Raw genomic sequence first — 20588 nt, forward strand, 5'->3', positions numbered from 1 at the left:
TTAAACTGTGTGCGGCGCTTATAACCAGCGCCGTACCTGCTTAATATACGCCTGATAGTCGGCGCCAAACTTCTGTAGCAAAAAGCGCTCTTCCGGCGTTATCTGAAACCTATTCATATACCAAATAAACAGCGGCAGTAATGCAAGCGCCGCCATATTCATTAAGAAACAAACCCAGGCTAAAAGCAACAACAGAAAACCAACGTACATTGGGTTACGGCTATAGCGATAAATGCCACGGATCACCAGACTAGAGCTTTGCTCCGGTACGCGTGGGTCTACCGTGGTATTCGCCCGGCGAAACGCCAACACGCCGGACAGCGCTACCGCTATACCGGCAATGGAAAAAATGCCGGCCAATACCAGCCGCCAGCGCAAGGGTAACGCCAAAGCTGGCAACAGCTGAGATACCAGCCACATGGCTAAAGCAAACAGCGCTACCAGCACAACAGGTGGGATTTTAAGTTCCAGGGTTTGCATATAAGTCATCCAGGCTTTTTTCTTCGTTGTATCATACTACTTGCAGTGATTTAGTAACGGAAGTTTGTTTGTTACTACACTTTTATGCGCAGAAAAGTGTTGGGTTTTCACATTTTTATGCGCATAAAAGTGTGGAGTATTACATTTCAAGGCGCAGAAAAGTGTGAGTGATTCGGTGCTTGCTGAAGAAAGCATTAAATATCAAGCCTCTGGTAGTGCAGCAAAACTTTTTCCATTACGAAACCAAAGTGAAATATCTGCGGTAAGTTGATCTGGTGGCATCTTATTCTTACCTTTTAACGCACATACTACCTCTTGCGTTTATACCTCTCGTAAACCACAGCTCAATAAAAATTGGAAAGTACCCTCATAGAATTTTGGGGATCCTTGTCTGGTCATTTATGTCTCCCGTTGGTATGAAAATGATCATGCCTTCGCGAGCTCGTGTTAACAAAACTCTATATGCATTTTCTAAGTAACGCTTCTGCTCAAAAAGGTGACGCTTCTGCCATTTCGACCCCGAAAAACGCCAGTGTTGAAACTGGTCATCAACAAATCGCAAATCCGCATCCCAAGCAACAAGAGTCCAATCAAGCTCTAGCCCTTGTACATCGAACTCGGTTGCCGCATCTTCTAGGAAATTACTAGACCTAATATCATTACCTTCAGCAAGAAACCAATTTTCTGGCTCTATGGTGTTCTTTACGAAAATACCTTCTGCTTTTAGTCGAATAGCGTTAGAGGAAGCCAATACCCCACATCGGCGATTTGCGACTGTTTTTTGTTTAATCCAAGTCTTAGCTTTTGCAATGTCGCGAGTTATTGCAATTGGAAAATATTGTTCAATAAAGCGATAAGTTTGTGCCGCTGCAATAGCATTGCCATCTATCAAGTGATGCACAAAGGACGATAATTTCTCGGCACGAAAGGAACGCATGGAAATCGAAAGATGCAAACTCGGCTCTTGCTCAAAATCTTTTATACTGTTGGCATCAATACCATTTCTAATGTACTCACCTGTTAGCAAGTTTGGAGAACAGTACACTTGCCAATGCTTAAAAGTATGTTGGATCGCACTGAACCAGCCGCTAATGCCAGCCTCACCAACGTTTATTTCTTGTCCGCCGCCAACCAACGCAATGATGACAGCCCAATCTTCGTGCCTATCCATCACAGAAACCAAAAACTCAGGCTCAGACATAGTAAAATCAGAAATACCGCGTTTATTCTGCATGAACTTGGCGGTTTGCTCTTTATTCCATGCCCGTTGCGCTTCATCAAATATTGCAACGTGCTCTGGTGGCTTCGATTGGTCTCGTAGATATTCGTCACGAAAACGATGAATGTTCTGAATAAAGCTCTCTACTCTTCTACGAGCTTCTTGTTTTGATAAGCCATCACGACCACTGGCTCTTTCTTTTAAATGCAAATCTCGTGCTAACGCTTCCTGTAATACAGTAACAAGAGGACCATTACCGCTTAAAAATACTGAGTATTCGTCATCATCTTTATTGGCATGCTGATTAGCAATATTCAACCCGACTAATGTTTTCCCTGCGCCCGGTACCCCGGTTACAAAGCAGATAACTTTCTGCTTGTTCAGCCTAGCTTGATGAATAATGCTAAATAACCGAACACTGGTTTCAGCGATATTTTGGCTACCTGCTTCAGAGCGGGTAATATCGACAACATTGTGATTGGAATATAACGCTTGCGCAGCTTCAACTATGGTAGGCGTTGGTTTATATGAAGCTTCTAGCCATGCTTTTATGTCAATCTCTGGCAGTGATAACTGATTTATAGTCTGATTAATTAGCTCGGCTAATTTAAAACCTGACATACATAGCACATTTGCAACTTGCTCTTGGTTAAATTCCAAAATAGCGTTTTGCTCTGGTGCTTTTGTACAAATTAGTACAGGAACGAGATACTTATCATGGCTACCAGCATGAAAGTGTTTTAAATCTAAGGCATAACCAGCAGTTTGCGTGCGATCAGCATAATTATAAGATGCGGAACCAATTTTAAATTCCAATACGAAAATTACACCTCCAATCAGGATGATTACATCTGCTCGGCGTCCCATTCTAGGGATCATAAATTCAAAGAAAATAGCCCCGTCTTGGCCCGTGTTAGCGAAAACTTTTCGAAGAAATTGTATTTGCTCAGTCCACGCCATTGTTTGCGAATGCTGTAATTCCTGACCATGTGCTTTAGTTAATTCACCGATAATTGAGAGCTCATCAGTCTGAAGAAATGTTTGGATAGCTGCACTGTAATATGCCCGGCTCATGTATTTAATTCCGGTATATTAAATAGCTCCGAAACAGAAACATTGAGCGCATTGGCAATTTGCAAAATATTTTTAAGGCCTACATTACGCTTACCTCGTTCGATACCACTAATATAAGTACGGTCCAAATTTGAGAGCGCGCCGAGCTCTTCCTGACTGATATTGCGCGCGAGCCTTAATTGCTTAACCCGCAGGCCAAATAACTGAAGTGCATCTTGATGCATAACTCTATCCGTTAACTTATAGAGGTAACATCGTCAGATTATGTGACTTATAATGCTACGGACTATAAGTCACACTTAGAGTTGTGAATGAAATTCCATAAGCAAAAAAATGAATACTTTGAAATTCTTAGCGAAAAGCTTGTGCAGCAATACGGCATCAACTTCAACGATACAGGTTATTCAGAAAGCGAATGGCTCGCGTATTTTGAGGATTTAACGATATATGAAGCAATAACGGCTTTCGTACTAAAGTACGACTTGACCGCAGTTGGCGACCTAATCCTTTAAGTAAAAGATATTTTTAAGCAGGCAATGGCAAGCTACCATCAACCCAAAACTGTTCTGCGCTAAAAGCGTGTAACTGCGTTTCGCCGTGTTGTTTAAACACCACCTGCTGTGCGCTTAGTTCGCATAACCACTGGCTGCTGCTTTCAGGCTGGGAAGTGGCAAAAGCGGTTGGGGTGAACAGGCCGACACAGTGCTGGTTGGTTGCTGTACGGGCAGACTGATATTCAAATAGCTCAACGCCGGCGGCGCGCATGGCGCTGCCCAGCTGTTGGGTTTGCTGGTAATGAGTTTTGTTGGTTAGCTCCGCCTGATATGCATTAAACGGCGGCTGTTGCAGGCAAATACCTTGTTTGGTGCCATATGCGACGCTAAACAAAGTATGCGCAGAACGCAGCATAGCTTTAACCGGTGGCGCGGCGATAGATTGCCAAAAGACTAAGCGATAGTAAGCGGATTCTGCCAGTGCCGCTGTTACAGAGCCACCGCCGTAGAAAATACTGGGCTCGTTTATGCCGCCAAAGCGTGAACCCCATTTTAGCGGTGGATAACGAAACGGTGTTTTAAGCAAATAATGCAGGCTTTCTGCTGCAGGTGGCAGTGCTGGCTTGGTGTCTTCCAATAATTGTTCCAGCAAAGCTTGTTCGGCCAGGTTGTCGACTAAACTGAGCGTCGCGGCGTGCTCCTGGCTTTCTACCAAACGAAACAGCCTGCCGGATAGGGCTTTGATATGCTGTGCGCCCTGGCAAGCTTGCCAGATCACAACTTACCTCTGATAGCGTCAACAAAGTGCAGTACCTGCATTAGCCCGTGTACCGTTTGTACCTGTTGTGCCGGTATGCCTCTGGTAAGTTGGTTGGGTGAATGCATAAAATGTTTTATCCAGGCGGCATCGCCCCCCGTTAGCGCATATACCGCACGGGCAATGCGAATAAGTAATAGCGCTAACTCACCTTGCTTTGATTTGGGATCAAGTGACAATGCCTGCTTGAGGCGGCTTACTGCCGTGCGGTGTATGCCTAGTACTGCGGCAAGCTCAGCCTGTTTCAAACCCAATTGATCAGCCGCATTTAACACGGCCTTGGCAAGGACTTCGTCCGGTGTACTAACCGGTTGCAATAGCGCTGTCATTGACCACCTCAAGATGCTTCATTTGCACAAAATATAGCCTAAATGTGCAAATATGACAATTTTAAATATTAACAACGAGGTGGGTTGCTGGTTTAAACCAATAAAAAAGGGGCAACAACGGTTGCCCCAAACGCACTAGTGTAGCTACCAAGGAAACTTAGAACTGGCCGGTAACGCCTACGCTGTATGTTTTCAGCTCTGAAATATCAGTGTTGCTGGCAAAACGTGCTTCAACAGCCCAGTTTTGCGTTAAGAAATGCTTAGCAGTCAGGCTGTAGCTGTCGGCTTTATTGTAAGTTACTCCAACAGACGTCATTTTGCTGAAGTAGTAGTTGCTCGCTAAAGCCCACAATGTTTCGTCGTCACTTCTTTCTACAGTGACTTCTGCAGTAAGGTAACGCTCATCACCCAGGCTGCTAAAATATTTGCTGGTTACGCCGTAGTAGTCAAACTCGTCATCTGCGAAGGCAGTAAAACCAATATAGTCATTACCTTGCAGTTGGTGGTTGTAACGGGCAGATAATAAAAAGTCGGTGTCACCGTCTTCTGGCTTTATGGCTTCAACTTTTACCAGTAAGTCTTTCGATACCAGATAACCAATACCTACTGTCGTTGCATCAAAATCACCTGCGCTCTGGTGTTTGGCAGATAACATTAAACCGTTTTCTACAAAATATTCTCCGCCGACGCTCCAAAAATTGCTGTCAAATCTACGTGAGTAATCGGCAGTAACATTTGTTTCAGCAAGAATGTAACCAAATTGGTCTAAAGGACCCAGCGTGGTGATTTTATTAAAGTAATGCTGACCTTTGACACCCCAGTTAGATTCGCTTTCACCACTTACTCGGTAGTGGTCAGCGCCTACAGTAACAAAAGTTTGATAGTCTTCAGCAGATACAGCAGCAGATGCGGCCAGCGCGATAACAGGTAATACGTACTTTAACGTCATTGTTTAATTTCCCTAAGTTGGTGATAGCGGCGCGCATCTTACAGAGGGGAAAAAACAATGTAAACATTAAGTGTACAAAAAGATGCGCAAACAGAGCTAATCGCTCAAATTAAATACAATTAAGTTACAATAACGCAGTGTAAGCATCGCAGCCAGACAGTGCCTGGAAAAGCGGCCGTTGCGCCAGGCGCTTAAATTTCTTGAGGAAGGCTTATAACAACGCAGACGGTTTTTTAACGAAGAGTTGTTCACAATCATCACAGGCGAAATAACGTACGGTGTCAGCACACCTGATTTGACCGGTTGCACCGGCGTTAATTTTCCAGTCACAACTTTGCTGCTGATAGCGTAATGTGCCCTCTATACCGCAAGGTGCAAAATTATAGTGGTCGTGTAGAATTTTATAATCAACTTCCCGTGCTTGACGGAAAAACTGCATCGCTTCTACATTAGTTAAATCTACATCTGACGGCTGGCACTGCAAAGGGGCGTCTGAAACAAAATCGGCGACATAAAGTTCGCTTAACTGGGCAACAGAAAAAGGCTGCGACATAATGCCGCAAGCGGCAAGTATTATGCTAGCAGCCGTTGTAAATATCACCCGCCTCACCAACTTGCCCCTTTGGCTTCACCTGGGTTTTTGTATGACACATCAGGATGACGATATACATCGCTGCCGGTTAACGAAAAGTGCTGATACAATTCGCCAAGCAACCATTTTAATGATTCGTTCTGAGCGGGTGTCACCGCCTCATACTGCTTGTCGTCTATGTGCTTACCTACAATTTCAATGCCGACAGAATCTGAGTTAACCGGGTAACGCTCTGGGTACGCTTTTAACCGCTCGTGTGAGTCCATCGCTTTAATTTGTGCACTCCATGATTTTGCCAATATCTTTGCCATTTCGGTACTGTCACAAGTGGATTTGTTAAGTGTTAAGCACTTAGACTTGATTAAGCGACCAACGTGATAGCATCGTTTTTTTGTACTGGCGGTTTGATAGATATCGCCGTTTTTTGCAATAAGAAAATGCGCACCATTGCCGCCGGCATTATAGCCATTAAAGGTATGCTGTGCGCTAGGGGCATCGGTTTGATGTACAACAACGGCACAGACGCTGGCCAAATCACCATGTTCAATACTGGTGTAACGTTTTAACGTTACTTTTGTGTCAATCAACATGCCATCTTTATCTATTGTAGACATTGCGTTTTCCAAACCCGGCTAAACAAACTTAGCATCAGATATAGCCTAAAAAACACCAAATTAACACCTTTAATTTACATTTAGTACATATTAAGTCAGAAATTATCTATTTGATTTTGGCTATTGATACGCCACAATAGCCTGACCACTGGAGGGATGAGCTATGTTAAAACCTGTTTTTACACTACTGGCTGTAAGTTTGTTGATAACAGCCCAAGCGGCGTCAGTGTTTGGGGAAGCTGTAGATAAAACCGCAGTAATGCCGGTAGAACAATTGCTAACACAACCTAAAAGCTATTTGGATAAGGTCGTTACCATTAGCGGCACTGTTGATTCGGTATGTTCTAAGCAAGGCTGTTGGATGAAGTTTACTGCCGATAACACAACTACGCCGTTTAGGATTAAAGTGCGTGATGGTGAGATGGTGTTTCCGTTAAGCGCGAAAGGCAAAACCGCTTATGCCACTGGCACGGTAAATTTATGGCCACAAGGTGAAGATCAGCCGGATGCCTATCAGTTAGTGCCCACGGCGGTAGAAATTGCCGATTAACTCAGGCTGTTTAAGCGCAGTCGCACCAAATAGCGCCTTAACTGCGCCACCCGCTGAGGCCGGTCAAACAGCTGATAAAGCTGTAACCAATCTGCCGGAGGCATCCAGCAGATGTTATCTTGCCAGTGGCAGCGCTGTGACTTAAAGGTCCAACTGACTATTGCATTGTTTCGCTTTACCGCTATACCCGCCATCAACTCGATATCCGGCCAACCAGCCCGGCTGAAACGGGCAAAATGCGCAGACACATACTGCGGATGAGCAGGACTATACTGCTGCTGAAATTCGGCGGATAACACCTGGAAAATGGCCTTAAAATCCTGCTCTGTGCAGACGATATCAATATCTTTTGGTTCAGTTTCTAGTCCAAGCCGCCAAAGTAGGCAGCTGCCACCAATACCAAACTGATATGGCTGCAACAAGCCGCTGATTTTTTGCAGCTGCGTCGTCAAATCCACGTTAGTCATCTAAAGCCTTTATCAGCTGTGCCAGAAAAGCCAATTTTTCATTGTTTAGTTGCCGGTAGTCAAAATAAGGACAGACTAACAGCCGGTTGTGTTGATCGACAGCAAACTCATTATTCAGCCAGCTCAGCTGTGCTGCTAGGCCGGCGTCCAGTAACGCCTTGGCGTGAGTGCGCCCGGCAATAATATGTACTGTTTTCGTTGATGCCGGCACCTCTGGCATGCTAAACAATAGCGCCGTGCTGCTGGCGCCCTGCAGTAAAAACGTATCGCGATACTGCTGCCAACTGCTGGCCTGCTGTGAAAAAGAAAACTGCGTTGGGTTCAATGCAAATAACATCTTGGCGTAGACATTAAACACCTTACGCCAGCCGTTGCCACAGGCTTGGTTTATCAGCGCGATCTCGCTACTGTGCAAAGGTTGCACCATTGCTAAGTTACCGTACTCCGCCATTGGCGGTGGTTTAGCAATATAAACGCGGATACCGGCGTTGGCATCGCCAAAACCTTTGGCTAATATGGGCATGGTTATCATAGTGTTAGTCAGCGTTAATTCAGGCAATCACTTTAACATAACGCTTCGCCTGTGCCTTAAAACGCTTAGTGTCCGTTTTCACAACACCAAGGAACCTTATGTCAGCCTTTTCTACTGCCACTGTTAACCGGCTGGATCAATGGTTAATGCAGGCAGCCCCGCCCGCGAACACTGTCGGTTTTACCCGCTTTTGCTGGGAGTTTTGGTTTTTTGGTCTGAAGCAGGCGCGGGCATGTTTATTTGTCGCACTGTTTTTTGCCTCGGTATTACTGGTGCCTCGCAGCGGTATTATGGGCATACCACGTTACGATATGCTGTTGGTTCTGGCATTGTTAATTCAATTTTGGATGGTATGGAGCAAACTGGAAACCGTAGACGAGCTAAAAGCGGTTAGTTTGTTTCATCTTGTGGGCTTTGCGCTGGAGGTTTTTAAAACCTCAGGTGCTATCCAATCATGGAGCTATCCAGACTTTGCTTACAGTAAAGTATTCGGCGTCCCCTTGTTTGCCGGTTTTATGTATGCTGCTGTCGGCAGTTATATTATTCAGATTTGGCGTTTATTGCAGCAACGGGTAGTGCACCACCCGCCGTATTGGATGGCAGTAGTGGTTGCGCTATTAATTTATACTAATTTTTTTACGCATCATTATATCGGTGATTACCGTTGGTACATTGCTGCTGCAACACTGGGCTTATATGCCCGCAGCGTGGTGTATTTTACCCCGCTGGATCGCGAGCGCAGCATGCCGTTACTACTGGGTTTTGTTTTAGTGGGCTTTTTTATCTGGTTGGCAGAAAACATCAGCACCTTTATGGGGTTATGGAATTACCCTAATCAACTTGGGGCCTGGTCGGTTGTGCATCTGGGTAAGTGGAGCTCTTGGTCATTGCTGGTGATTATGACGTTTACCATAGTGGCGCAGCTGAAATATGTTAAGCGGCGAATTGATGTGCCCCGCTAAAGCACAAAATAAAAACGCCTCTGTATTCGAGGCGTTTTATCTAGGCTGACCAATCAATAGCTCAGGTTAGCTTGTTTTAGCGTCTTTTTCTAACAGGTAATTAATCAAGTCGACCAGTTCCGCTTCCATGTTGGATTGGCCTAAGCTTTTGTTAATGATTTTGTATTTACCATTAACCACCAACATTGGTACTCCTGACAGAACCCGGCTTTCTGATAAAGCGTCCTGCTCTTTTTTCATTTGATTAGCTGCGCCGCGAACTGAAAAGCTTTTCATCGCGCTATCGTAGGTTTCGCCGTCGATATCATGCAATAACACTAAACTACGAATTTCCTGCTCATTGGCAAAAGGTGCACGGTAGCGGTGAATTTGATTAAAAATAGCACTGGCCACTTTATCGCCTTTACCCAGTTTTTTCGCTACCAGATATGCACGCGCCAGAGTATTTTGCAGCTCAGGCGAGGCTGCTCGAATAAAATCTACATGCGACTTTTTAAACTCAACGCCTTCTGGCAGTTTTTGCGCAACGCTTTGTGCTACGGGTTCAAATGCATTACAGCCACCACAATAAAAAGAGAAATACTCTTTTACTTCGGCTTTAGGTGTTACTTGCTCGGCAATAACCTCATAATGTTTGCCTTCTTCAAACTTGGCATCAGCGAATGCAGTCAGTGGCAACGCCGCCATTAAAAAGCAGGCTACAAAAAATTTCTTCATCAGTACTATCCCTTATGCATCTTTCGCCAGCAAAAGCCCGTTAGCTTCTACTGCACTTCTTTTAGGTTATTTAAAACATCAACTTACGCAGACCATCTACGAAATTCGCTTCCGCGCAACGTATTATAACTGCAGCTCAGCTTAACAAAAACTCAGTAGCATGGCACTAACGAAAGTGGGGCTTGCTGCAGTAAAAATAACTGCTCTTTCAATGCCAGGCATTGTTGCTCCCAGTATTTGTCTGTTGCAAACCAAGGAAAGTTCATTGGAAATGCAGGATCTTGCCAACGACGAGCCAGCCACGCCATATAATGTACCATACGCATGGCGCGTAAAGACTCAATCAGTTTAAGCTCGGAAGGGTCGAACTGACAAAACTGTTCATATTCTTCCAGCATCAGTTCTAATGTATCACGCTGCTGATGGCGATCACCGGATAACATCATCCACAAGTCTTGTATCGCCGGGCCCATACGGCAATCGTCCAGGTCAACAAAGAACGGCCCCTTATCAACGTAAAACAAGTTACCGGCATGGCAGTCACCGTGTAATCGAATAAGCTGCTTCGGCTTATATTGCTCAACGCACAGTGCAATAACATGCTCAAGGGCGGTGTCAAATGCAGGACGTAGATAAGCTGGAATTAGCGCTAAGCTTTGCAGTTCGCGCTGACTTTGCAACAAATGACTTTCGACACTGAATTGGGGGCGGTGGCTAAAGGGTTTGCTTTTGCCAACCTGATGCATACGGCCAAGAAATCGCCCCAACATGGCAAGTTGTTCATCATTGTCTATTTCAAGCGTACGGCCACCACGGCTGGGAAACACAGCAAAATGGTATCCGCCATACTGTAATAATGACTGGCCGCTAAATTGCAGTGGGGCAACAACGGGTATATCTGCGTTCGCCAGCTCATAGGCAAACTGATGCTCTTCCAGCAATTGTTCCATGGTCCAGCGCTGCGGCCGGTAAAACTTTACGACAAATTTTTCTGGCAGTGCAGCCCCATCGCGGTAAGCACTAAACTGGTACACCCTATTTTCATAGCTGTTTAAGGCGGTTAAACCCGAACTTACATCCAAGCCTTTATCTGCCAGGGCATCAAGCAATAGGTCTGGCTGTAACGTGCTGAAATCAAAAGCCGTCATCAATGTCCCAGGAAAAACGTGGTCGATTGCTGCAATTGTACACCGGTATCGCCTTGCTGTTGTACGGTAAACGTCATTTCTAACGAATGAGCGTCAGTGCTATCCGGATCCAGTGCCAGGCTTACTGGCACGCTAGTGGTTTCACCGCCCAGTAACGTAACCTGCTCAGGACCAATCCAACGCAAGCCAGGCACGTTATTAACACTTAGATTAAACACCGCGCTGTGCTGTGATTTATTAGAAATGCTTAAGGTATAGGTGTTTTCTACTAATCCGTCATTGGTTTCCCGATACAAAGCGCCCCGATCACGGATAATGTTCATCTCCAGCGGCACCCGGCTGTATAGCGTCCAGGCAAATGCCGCACACACTGCAATAAGTATAAATAGATAGCCCACCAGTTTTGGCCGTAATATCCGCGTAGGCTTGCCATTTAAGCTGTGTTCAGTGGTATAACTAATGAGCCCGGTAGGATAGCCCATCTTGGTCATGGTATCGTCGCACGCATCTATACAAGCACCGCAGTTAATACATTCATACTGCAAACCATTGCGGATATCGATACCCGTGGGGCATACCTGTACACACAAGTTACAGTCAATGCAGTCGCCAAGCCCTTTCTCTTTGTAGTCTTTATCTTTTCGGCTGCGCGGGCCCCGGTTTTCACCGCGTTTTTCATCGTAGGTTACCGTAAAGGTATCTTTATCGAACATAGCGGACTGAAAACGCGCATAAGGGCAAATATGGGTGCACATTATTTCTCGCATCCAGCCCGCATTGCCATAGGTGCACAGGGTAAAAAACAACACTGTTACGACGGCCCAGAAGCCAGATTGAAAGGTGAAAAACTCAATAAATAGCTTATCTACCGGGGTGAAATAACCAACGAAAATAAGAGCCGTTAACAACGAAAACGCCAGCCAACAAAAATGCGTCGCCGCTTTTTTTAAAAATTTACTGGCAGACCAAGGATCGGCATCCAATTTCATCCGCTGATTACGTGTACCCTGAATTTTTTCTTCAAACCAAATAAAGATAAAAGTCCAAACCGACTGTGGGCATAAATAGCCACACCACACCCGACCATAAAATGCGGTAATAAAAAATAATGCGTAAGCGGCGATGATAAAAATCCACGCCAGAATGGTGAAATCCTGTGGCCACAGCGTTAAACCAAATATGTTGAACTTTTGTTCAGTAATATTCAATAAAATAGCCTGATGCCCATCGAACGTTAACCAGGGCAGCAACATAAACAGGCCCATAAACACAAAGCCCATGTAACGACGAATGGCCTGGTGTAAGCCTTTAACTGCCCGCACGTATATACGGTCCCGTGGATTATAAGCTGCTGCTTTTGCCGATTCGGGTTTATGCACTTCCACGTGTACGGGAATATTCTTTATATCTATTTTCTGGTGTTCCACTGATAACCCCGATGCTGCCAATTGCACGTGCTGCCAAGTATAACAGCTTGCGCACGGTAATTTTTGACCTGAAGCAAAGCAATATCCATGCCGCAGCACTTTACCGGTGAATTTGTTAGTTGTCCCACAGCGAAAGTGCAAACTAAGTTTACGAATTCAACTTTAACTGCAAACAAGGTTTACAATATACAGATATCATTACCGCATCGATGCAGACTGCGTTACGATTCTATACAATAGCCTTAGTAATTTTTGGAGTACCCAAAACAATGAAGAAGTTTTTATGGTTAGTGCTTATTGTAATGTTGCTTATCACCTTTTCTGATAGCAGCTTACTTAGACCTTATAAAGAGCAGCTATTGGAACTTATAGAAGATAACATTGCTGCTGCAGGTGACAGTAAAGAGGCTGTGCTACGTAAAACACGTAAGGAGCTGTTCGCTTTAGCCGAGGAGTGGGGTGATAGCCAACGTGACTATTTGGACAAGTCCAGTGAGACCATTGACAGCCTGAAAAAGTTTCGCCGTAATTTTTGTATTAACAAAGATTTTAACCCCATACTGTTTGGTGACCCACTAAAGCAAAGCTGTACAGTTATTGAAAAACATTATCAAAATTTGATTAAACCTTAAGTAAAGGACGCCTGATGCGCACCTGCGGAATAGAGATTAAGGGCAGCGAAACTATTATCTGCCTGATGACATTAAAAGACGGATTGTTCGAATTGCCCGATTGCCGGCAAAATCGTTTCGCCCTGAGTAAAGACCAGGATCAACAACAAATGCGGCATTTTCAATTCACCTTTGCCAAGTTTATTGAAGATTACCAAATTACTCAGTTAGTTATTAAAGAGCGCCCACAAAAGGGCAAATTTGCAGGCGGTGCTGTTGGTTTTAAAATTGAAACTGCGCTACAACTTATTGCTGGCTGCGAATGCAGTATTATTAGTGCTACACAGTTGAAAGAAAAAATTAAACGATATCCCCTGCCGGTAGATTTTAGAGACACGGGCTTAAAAGTGTTTCAGGAAACGGCATTTCTTGCCGGATATGCTTTTTTAGCTAAATAGGCTTTATTGCAGCGTCACTTTTTCTTTTTAGCCAGCTGCCGCTTAACCGGTTTGCTGGCTTGTAAAATGAGCTTGCGGATTAATTTTGATTTAGCCTCACCTGTTGCCAAACTCAATTCTGTAAGGGCTTCTATCGCCTCCTGGCTTAGGGTAAACGTAGCATGACGCATGGGTAAGCATGTGGTGTCATCAACTTCTTCTGCAGTAGGTTGACGCATGCTAACAATACGTGGCATGCCCATCGCATAATTGTTAGCATCATCAATAAATTCGTCTGCCGTAAAACCGGGTTTACCGTGCGGCTGCGACTTTTTCTTCAGATCGGTCAGCGCCATCTTCTTGTATCGCCTTCATTGCCAGTAGTTCAGTCACTATATCACGGATTTCCTGCGCCGCTTTGCCATTGGGCTCTACGTCCATCACTGACAAGCCTTTTTCTTCACTATCATCATAGGCATTGCGATTATAAGTAATGGCATCAAGCACCCGAATATTGAATGACTTACAAACTTCTTTCGCTTCCAGAATGCGCCCGGCCTGATTAGGCAGCGATGGGCATTGGGTTATAACACAGCCGACAATCATATCCGGGTTTACTACATTACATGCACTAACCAAGTCTTCAAGATGTTCTAAGGTCTTTAAGTCACGACGTTTTGGCCGCAACGGCAAGACAACATGACTGGCGACCACCATTGCAGATCGAAGCGCCACACTATCCTGACCACCACAATCAACAATCACCACGTCGTAATGCATTTCCAGGCTTTTTAATTCGTAACGAATTTTGCCATACATCTGTACACAGTTAATCCAGGGCAACTCTGCGTCTGTATGCCGCTCTTGCACCCAATCAGATGAGGTGCGCTGCGGATCGCAATCCACTAGCATGACGTTAGCGTTCCGCTCACGGGAAAAGTACACTGCAATGTTTTGCGCCAGACAGCTTTTACCGCTGCCGCCTTTCTCTCCACCAACTAACAAGATCATTAGGCTGTCCCTCATCGCTACAATGGCTGAACCTGTTTCAGATTGTGCCGTGAGATAAGTGTAGATGACATCGTAAACTTGACCAGTAAAACTACAGAAAGATTTTTAGCTAACCAGATGCTTTAGAACAGAATAATACGATAACTAACAAAAACGGAGCTTATCGCTCCGTTGGGTTGGTACTCAATCTGGCTATCGCATACGCCGTTTAAACAGTAACATACTTAGGGGGAACAACCACCAACCAAAGCTACCACCGCTGCTGTCGTCAGGGTTAGTTGGCGGCGGTGCGGTATTTGGTACCAGTGTCAAACCTGCAACAGTATTAACCCGCTCATCAACGACAACCATCGTTTCTATCGTCACAAGGTTGTCCGCAACAAGAGGCTTGTTATCATCCCGGTCGGAATTAGTATAGTTACGCAGTGGCAAATCAATGATACCGCTAAAATTGTAGCGAGGCAGCGCAGCAATAGCGTCAACAACCGCCATGTCGGTACTGCTGATCTGACCAAATACGGTAAAACCACTGTTTTGTTGATCTAAATTTGCTGCATTATTAGCTAAATTAACAAACCACTGATTCGTCGCACTGTTGGGGTTATTCGGCTGCTTTGCCATCGCAATAGTGGCTCGCACATTTGACCATTTTGGCTCGTTGACAATCTGCGCGTTTGTCGCAGTGGCTTTTAATGGCAATTGCTGATCAAACTTAAATCCCCCACCCTGGATTACAAAGCCAGGTATTGAACGATGGATCACAGTGCCATCGTACCGTCCCGATTTCACATAACTCAGGAAGTTTTGTACTGTCACCGGAGTTGACTCATCATAAAGGTTAATTTCGAACTTACCTACGTTGGTGGTAACTTCTACAACAGTAGCCTGGGCCAGGGTGCTGCAGCCTAACACGAGGCTTACCAGCAGTGCATTTACCGCTTTTATCGACATAATGATACTCTCCGCAATTTGCGCTGCAGCATAAAACAAGCTCCAAAGTAAAATCCAGCTAAGTAACAATTAATTACGTTTGCCAGCTGTTCCAGCGTCACTGCTGGTGCGACGAGAACGGGTTTTGCCATTTTTCCCAACTGCTGGTTTTTTACGTTTCCAGCGCGCGGGTTGCCCCATCGGTAATCCGCTTGGCAATACAAACGCAGCTTCAGTGACCAGCTGAGTCAATTGTGCAACCAAAGGCTGCATAAACCCTTGATAACTTTGCTGGCGCTGACAAATGGCATTTAAAGCCGCTTCCCAACGTGCTGTCATATCAGGCAGTACTGCCTGCACCGGTAACGCATTGATTAAAGCCGTGCCAGTCTGCGTAGCATGTATATTTTTCCCCTCCCGGCGTAAAAAGCCTCGTTTAAACAGTAGCTCTATAATCCCAGCACGCGTTGCTTCGGTTCCCAATCCATCAGTGTCACGTAATATTTTACGGATAGTTGCATCGGTAACATAGCGGCTAATGCCTGTCATAGCACTTAACAGACTGGCATCATTAAATGCCTGCGCTGGCTTGGTTTGCTTTTCTAACATTTGGCTGCCCACACAAACCAGTTGCTGCCCAAGCTGAAGCTTGGGTAATGCAGTTTGTTGCAAAGCTTGTTCTGCTTTATCCGTATCCTGGTAATTTTCATTCTCACGGCGATACAGCGATTTCCATCCTGCTTGAATCTGTGTTCTGGCTTTAGCTATAAAGCAACCGCCAGCCAGGGTGACATCAACTTGAGTATCGCTATAACAAAATGCAGGATAAAACTGCGCCATATACTGTCGGGCTATTAATTGGTACAGCCGCTGTGCCGCTAAACTTAGTTGAGTGACAGACTGACGCTTTTCTGTTGGAATAATGGCATGATGCGCTTCAACTCTGGCGTCATTCCACGCCTTACTTACCAAACGCATGTCTGCTGATGCCACAACGGCTGTTAACTCAGAGTCATTGTTAGCAATGGCCTGACATACCATTGGGGCTTGCTTCAACTGATCTTTAGGTAAATAGCGATTATCTGAACGCGGATAAGTAATTAATTTATGTTTTTCGTACAATTGCTGGCAGGTATCCAACACTTGCTGCGCTGTCATACCATAGCGGCGGGCAGCATCTATTTGTAATGTCGATAAGTTATACGGTAAGGGTGGAGCCTGTTTGCCATCTTTATGCTCTAGTTTACTAATTACTCCCGTTTCACCGCTGATTTTTTGTTGTACTTTTTCAGCCAGCGCTTTTGACAACACCCTGCCTGCGTCATCTTGCCAGGGCAAGCAGGCAGCACTGGGTTGCCACAATGCTGAAAATTGCTGCTTATCTTGCGTCTCGAGTTCAGCTATAACCTGAAAAAACGGCTTAGCGATAAAGTCTGCTATATCCTTATCCCGCTTTACTACCAGGCCCAATAATGGGGTTTGCACGCGCCCGACGGATAACACGCCTTGATAGCCCGCTTTTTGCCCCTGCAGAGTATAAGCACGGGTCATATTCAGCCCATACAACCAGTCAGCCCGGCTACGCGCTAATGCTGACGTCGATAACGGGACAAACTCCTTATTAGGTTTAAGCTGCGTTAACGCTCGCTTCACCGCGGGCAAATTAAGATCGTTAATTAATAAGCGTTGTGTATTGGCTAATTTTTCGCCCGTTACACCGCAAAATGCAAGAACTTCATCAACTAACAATTGACCTTCTCGATCAGGATCTCCGGCATGAACTACACTATCTGCTTGTTTTAACAGTTTTTTAATTACATTCAGTTGCTGCTGCGCTGATTTCCGAACTTTTAATTGCCATTTATCCGGCACTATAGGCAATTGCGTTGCCTGCCAGCGTTTAAAATCCGGACTATAATCATGTGGCTCAGCTTGCTCCAACAGGTGGCCAACACACCAACTAACGACGTCACCGTTGGCTAATCGGATAAAGCCATTCTCTTTAAACTGTGGCTTAGGCAATGCTGCAGCGATGGCTCTGCCTAAACTGGGTTTTTCGGCGATATAAAGTTTCATTGCGGCATCACAACTGTAATTTTAAACAGTACTTTAGTTGTTTGAACGTTAAGATGCAAAAAAAATGTAATTAAAAGTTGGTTTTAAGAAAAAAGTGCATAGAATGATTGCTTAGTATAAGCCAGTAGTTTTTAGGTTTTCACCCCCGTCAGTTGGATGTAGAGCGATGCAATATAGTGAAGTTAAGAAGATCTGTGATGAACTGCATAAAACAGGCAAGCCTGTTTCATTAGATTATTTAATTTCTCAAGTACCTGGTGCTCAAGCCAGTTTGGTAGTGCATTACCAAAAATGGCGGAATGAACAAGCCAATGTAGCGCCACCAACGACGACTGGTGAGAGCATGTTTAGTGAAGATTTTGTCGCAGCGTTTCAGCGCGAGTCCGCCCAGCATTCGAAAAAATTAACCGACCAGCTAAATCAGCAACTGCAACAAGCTATGCAAGCTGAAGTGTTGGCGGCTGAACACAACCGAGAGTTACAACAGGAAGTTGAGCAACTGCAACAGCGCAAAACGGAGTTAGAATCCAGTTTGCAGCAGCAACAGCAGCAGCTTTCAACTCAAGCCGAAAAGTACTCTAGCCTTATAGAAGAACGCGACCAGGCATTGGCTGTAGGTAAAGCGCAGCAGCAGGAACTGGATGACGCCAGATCGCAATTGTCGCAACAACTGGATACTATTGAGCAGACCGAATTAGAACTGCAGTCTCAGAAAACGGCTCTTGAACAAGTACAACAACAGCTACAGACAGCTGAGCAAGACCTGGCTGCCGCGAAACAAGAAACTGAGCAAGCAAAGCAAGATGCAGAACAGTTACAGTTAAAAATAATCAGCCTGCAACAGTCACAAGATGAACTGGAACAACAGCTGCAAGGCGAGCAAGAGCTTAACCAACAAAAGCTTCAGCAGTTGCAAGATGAACTGGCGGCTAACGAACAAGAGTTAGAACCGTTAAAAGCCAAATTAGAAGCAGCACAGCAAGCAGAACAGCAGCTGAAAGCGCTGGAGCAAGCCGAAGAAAAAGTTAAAGCAGAGTTAGCCGCTGCACATAAAACCAGCAAAAAGTTACAGCAAGACTTACAAACACGCGAGCATGATGTTACAGAGCTCGAGGCAATGTTAAGTGAGTTTGAAAATAAACTTCAGCAGGCAACCAAGACCGAAACTCAGGCAGTAGCATTAAATAAACGATTGCAAGCTCAGTTAGAGCAAGCGCAACGAGCATTGAATGATCAGGATGACGGAGTTACACCCACAGCATCCGCAGCCGACAATTCAGCGAATAGCGCGTTATTAGCTGATCTTGAGACTGCACAGCAAGAACTGGCAAGCGCGCAGCAAATGGTTGAGCAGCTGAGCGCTGAACGTGACCAGGCGCTAAGCAAACTAGAGCAGGTACAGCAACAAGAAGGTACCGTAGTTGTTGAGGCGCAAGCCAATAACGATGAAGCCCAAGCCAGAATTACACAGCAAGAGCAAGAGTTAGATGCGCTTAATACACAAATTAGCGAGCTGAATAAAGAGCTTGATCATATTCGCCGTGAAGCTGACGTACAGCGCGACAATGCCGTTAAAGCGCAAGAACAGTTAGATGCCATGCAAAAAGCGCAGTCTACTGAAATAGATGACTCACAAGATATTCAGGCAACATTGGAACAGCTGCGCACCAACAATGCCATGTTAAAAGAGCAAAGTGCTATTACCGCGGGTCATCAGTCGGAGCAACGCGAGGTCATTCGCCAGTTACGCGAAGAATTACAGCAACAGCGTGATTTAGTTGCCGATATTCAGCTGGAAAAAGAAAAGCTGAAGAAAGAAAGAGCCCAACTTGAACAACAAGTTAGTTTTGTAAAAGACAATGCCGCGTCAACCATTGAGCGCTTAACGCGTTACCGCGAACAGGCTCAGGAAAAAATTGAAAAGCTGGAGAAAAAGCTTAATAACGCTTAACTAAGCCTTATTGCTTGCACGTTATACAAAACCACTACCGGGCATATTGCCCGGTAACGGCTAAATTTATTCACTCTGCACTTGTAACCACCCCGCGCCAAACTTAGTTGAACCTACAGGATTATTCATGAAGTTGACATTCGTTCTCGCAACGACACTCCTGGGTAGTTTAATGCTACTGAGCGCATGCAGCACATCAAATACCGTGCAACAGCTTAACGGAATACCAGATAACGCCGCCGATATCGTAAAAAATAAAGCCTATTTTCAAAATATGTACCGCGGCGACATTCCGTACCCTGCTAACTGTGAGCAGGATTGCTACTTACCTCACCCGTTAGTAGAGTGCCAAACGCCAGCAGAGCAGTGTCGCTATACCGGCGCTAAAGCATCACCGGAGTTAAAAACCGGTTTTAGCGTACACTGGTTAGGGCACGCCAGTTTCAGTATTAATACACCAGACGGTCAGCAACTTTTGCTAGACCCGGTAACCGGTCAGTTTGACTGGCCAGTTAACTGGGCTGCACACCTCTTTGGCACTAAGGCTCGACCTACTATGCCTGAGCTTAGCCCAGAACAATTGGCTGCCACTGATGCTGTACTGTATTCGCATTTGCACTATGACCACTTTAGTACCCGCGATATTAAACTTATTGGCACCAGCGCTCATTATTATTTGCCCTACGGTATGGCAGCATACATGCCAAACGGCGGCTATCAAGTCACTGAAATGGCTTGGTATAGCAGCGCGCAACAGGGCAAGCTAACCATTGATGCTGTACCGGCACGTCACTTTAACAGCCGTACCCTAAGTGATGAAAACCAAGCATTGTGGGCAGGCTGGCTAATTCAACACGGCGATAAAAAGCTATTTTTTGCCGGTGATACCGGCTATTCACAGCATTTTAACGACATAAGGCAAAGGTATGGTGTTATTGATATTTGCCTGCTGCCCATAGCCTCTTACCATGGGCCAAATTACCGCGCCGTACATATGACACCAGAAGATGCACTCATGGTAGCGGAAGAATTGGGCTGTAAAGTGATGATCCCCTGGGGGTACGGCAATGCCAGCTGGCAGATGGGAGATCACAGTTCACACTCACCACTGCTGCGGTTGTTGCATATGCAGCAGCGGCTAAAAAGTAAGGTGCCGCTGCTGATTTTAAATGAAGGCGATCGTGTTGCTCTGTAACGCAGC

The 20588-nt window shown here is 45.3% G+C and carries 22 protein-coding genes and 2 pseudogenes; 6 read left to right on the plus strand and 18 right to left on the minus strand.

All coding sequences use genetic code 11. The features are described 5' to 3' along the window. Positions 1–18: 18 nt before the first annotated feature. From ORJ00_RS12935 to ORJ00_RS12970, 9 genes and pseudogenes are all read right to left on the minus strand, one after another. Positions 19–480 (minus strand): methyltransferase family protein, encoded by a 462-nt coding sequence (locus tag ORJ00_RS12935; protein WP_306140057.1) that lies wholly within the window; start codon positions 478–480, stop codon positions 19–21. 367 nt (positions 481–847) lie between these two features. Beyond that, positions 848–2773, minus strand: a complete 1926-nt coding sequence (locus ORJ00_RS12940; RefSeq protein ID WP_306140058.1) for a DUF2075 domain-containing protein — start codon at positions 2771–2773, stop codon at positions 848–850. Then, entirely contained in the window at positions 2770–2997 is a 228-nt protein-coding gene (locus tag ORJ00_RS12945) for a helix-turn-helix domain-containing protein (RefSeq protein ID WP_306140059.1), read from the minus strand. The genes ORJ00_RS12940 and ORJ00_RS12945 overlap by 4 nt, the downstream gene beginning before the upstream one ends. Before the next feature lie 301 nt (positions 2998–3298). Then, complete coding sequence (locus tag ORJ00_RS12950) at positions 3299–4045, minus strand: RES family NAD+ phosphorylase (RefSeq protein ID WP_306140060.1); 747 nt, start codon at positions 4043–4045, stop codon at positions 3299–3301. Beyond that, positions 4042–4185: pseudogene (locus tag ORJ00_RS19015) on the minus strand (MbcA/ParS/Xre antitoxin family protein); the annotation flags it as partial. The pseudogene ORJ00_RS19015 and the gene ORJ00_RS12950, both read right to left, overlap by 4 nt. An 84-nt stretch (positions 4186–4269) precedes the next feature. Next, positions 4270–4413: pseudogene (locus tag ORJ00_RS19020) on the minus strand (antitoxin Xre-like helix-turn-helix domain-containing protein); the annotation flags it as partial. Between the two features lie 157 nt (positions 4414–4570). Then, complete coding sequence (locus tag ORJ00_RS12960) at positions 4571–5362, minus strand: putative porin (RefSeq protein WP_306140061.1); 792 nt, start codon at positions 5360–5362, stop codon at positions 4571–4573. A 211-nt stretch (positions 5363–5573) separates the two neighbouring features. Beyond that, positions 5574–5915, minus strand: coding sequence for a hypothetical protein (locus tag ORJ00_RS12965; protein ID WP_305976897.1), 342 nt, complete (start codon positions 5913–5915; stop codon positions 5574–5576). A 53-nt stretch (positions 5916–5968) separates the two neighbouring features. Beyond that, entirely contained in the window at positions 5969–6568 is a 600-nt protein-coding gene (locus ORJ00_RS12970; RefSeq protein ID WP_305976896.1) for a peptidoglycan recognition protein family protein, read from the minus strand. Positions 6569–6731: 163 nt separating this feature from the next. Here ORJ00_RS12970 and ORJ00_RS12975 point away from each other — a divergent pair, with 163 nt between their 5' ends. Further along, positions 6732–7118, plus strand: a complete 387-nt coding sequence (locus ORJ00_RS12975) for a DUF4920 domain-containing protein (protein WP_305976895.1) — start codon at positions 6732–6734, stop codon at positions 7116–7118. Here the strand turns inward: ORJ00_RS12975 and ORJ00_RS12980 are convergent. Both ORJ00_RS12980 and ORJ00_RS12985 read right to left on the minus strand, forming a co-directional pair. After that, positions 7115–7585 carry a hypothetical protein gene (locus tag ORJ00_RS12980; protein WP_306140062.1) on the minus strand — a complete coding sequence of 157 codons (471 nt, stop codon included), beginning with the start codon at positions 7583–7585 and terminating at the stop codon, positions 7115–7117. The two genes, ORJ00_RS12975 and ORJ00_RS12980, sit on opposite strands and share 4 nt — an antisense overlap. Then, entirely contained in the window at positions 7578–8117 is a 540-nt protein-coding gene (locus tag ORJ00_RS12985; RefSeq protein ID WP_306140063.1) for a DUF6942 family protein, read from the minus strand. Before ORJ00_RS12985 ends, ORJ00_RS12980 begins: the two co-directional genes overlap by 8 nt. A gap of 98 nt (positions 8118–8215) precedes the next feature. Here ORJ00_RS12985 and ORJ00_RS12990 point away from each other — a divergent pair, with 98 nt between their 5' ends. Further along, the gene (locus ORJ00_RS12990; protein ID WP_027669470.1) at positions 8216–9079 is read left to right on the plus strand and encodes a DUF817 domain-containing protein; all 864 of its coding nucleotides are present in this window, start codon (positions 8216–8218) and stop codon (positions 9077–9079) included. Positions 9080–9145: 66 nt separating this feature from the next. Here the strand turns inward: ORJ00_RS12990 and ORJ00_RS12995 are convergent, their stop codons facing one another. From ORJ00_RS12995 to ccoG, 3 genes are all read right to left on the minus strand, one after another. Beyond that, positions 9146–9796, minus strand: a complete 651-nt coding sequence (locus ORJ00_RS12995) for a thiol:disulfide interchange protein DsbA/DsbL (RefSeq protein ID WP_027669471.1) — start codon at positions 9794–9796, stop codon at positions 9146–9148. A 152-nt stretch (positions 9797–9948) separates the two neighbouring features. After that, a complete protein-coding gene (locus tag ORJ00_RS13000) occupies positions 9949–10944 on the minus strand; it encodes a serine/threonine protein kinase (RefSeq protein WP_306140064.1) in 996 nt (331 codons plus the stop codon). Beyond that, complete coding sequence (gene ccoG / locus ORJ00_RS13005; RefSeq protein ID WP_027669473.1) at positions 10944–12371, minus strand: cytochrome c oxidase accessory protein CcoG; 1428 nt, start codon at positions 12369–12371, stop codon at positions 10944–10946. The genes ORJ00_RS13000 and ccoG overlap by 1 nt, the downstream gene beginning before the upstream one ends. 269 nt (positions 12372–12640) lie before the next feature. Here ccoG and ORJ00_RS13010 point away from each other — a divergent pair, with 269 nt between their 5' ends. Both ORJ00_RS13010 and ORJ00_RS13015 read left to right on the plus strand, forming a co-directional pair. Further along, the gene (locus ORJ00_RS13010; RefSeq protein ID WP_027669474.1) at positions 12641–13003 is read left to right on the plus strand and encodes a hypothetical protein; all 363 of its coding nucleotides are present in this window, start codon (positions 12641–12643) and stop codon (positions 13001–13003) included. Between the two features lie 14 nt (positions 13004–13017). Beyond that, positions 13018–13440, plus strand: coding sequence for a DUF3010 family protein (locus ORJ00_RS13015; protein WP_306140065.1), 423 nt, complete (start codon positions 13018–13020; stop codon positions 13438–13440). A 14-nt stretch (positions 13441–13454) separates the two neighbouring features. Here the strand turns inward: ORJ00_RS13015 and ORJ00_RS13020 are convergent, their stop codons facing one another. From ORJ00_RS13020 to ORJ00_RS13035, 4 genes are all read right to left on the minus strand, one after another. Then, positions 13455–13775 carry a hypothetical protein gene (locus tag ORJ00_RS13020; protein WP_027669476.1) on the minus strand — a complete coding sequence of 107 codons (321 nt, stop codon included), beginning with the start codon at positions 13773–13775 and terminating at the stop codon, positions 13455–13457. Further along, entirely contained in the window at positions 13732–14430 is a 699-nt protein-coding gene (locus ORJ00_RS13025) for a nucleotide-binding protein (RefSeq protein WP_027669477.1), read from the minus strand. The genes ORJ00_RS13020 and ORJ00_RS13025 overlap by 44 nt, the downstream gene beginning before the upstream one ends. A gap of 192 nt (positions 14431–14622) precedes the next feature. Next, the gene (locus ORJ00_RS13030; protein ID WP_027669478.1) at positions 14623–15381 is read right to left on the minus strand and encodes a peptidylprolyl isomerase; all 759 of its coding nucleotides are present in this window, start codon (positions 15379–15381) and stop codon (positions 14623–14625) included. Between the two features lie 69 nt (positions 15382–15450). Beyond that, a complete protein-coding gene (locus tag ORJ00_RS13035) occupies positions 15451–17436 on the minus strand; it encodes a DNA topoisomerase III (protein ID WP_306140066.1) in 1986 nt (661 codons plus the stop codon). A gap of 166 nt (positions 17437–17602) precedes the next feature. On the opposite strand from ORJ00_RS13035, the gene ORJ00_RS13040 reads away from it, so the two are divergent. Continuing rightward, on the plus strand, positions 17603–19387 hold the full coding sequence (locus tag ORJ00_RS13040) for a coiled-coil domain-containing protein (RefSeq protein ID WP_027669480.1): 1785 nt from the start codon (positions 17603–17605) through the stop codon (positions 19385–19387). A 127-nt stretch (positions 19388–19514) separates the two neighbouring features. Continuing rightward, positions 19515–20582, plus strand: coding sequence for an MBL fold metallo-hydrolase (locus ORJ00_RS13045; RefSeq protein ID WP_306140067.1), 1068 nt, complete (start codon positions 19515–19517; stop codon positions 20580–20582). Positions 20583–20588 lie beyond the last annotated feature (6 nt).

The sequence above is a fragment of the Rheinheimera baltica genome (assembly GCF_030731985.1).
Lineage (GTDB): Bacteria > Pseudomonadota > Gammaproteobacteria > Enterobacterales > Alteromonadaceae > Alishewanella > Alishewanella baltica.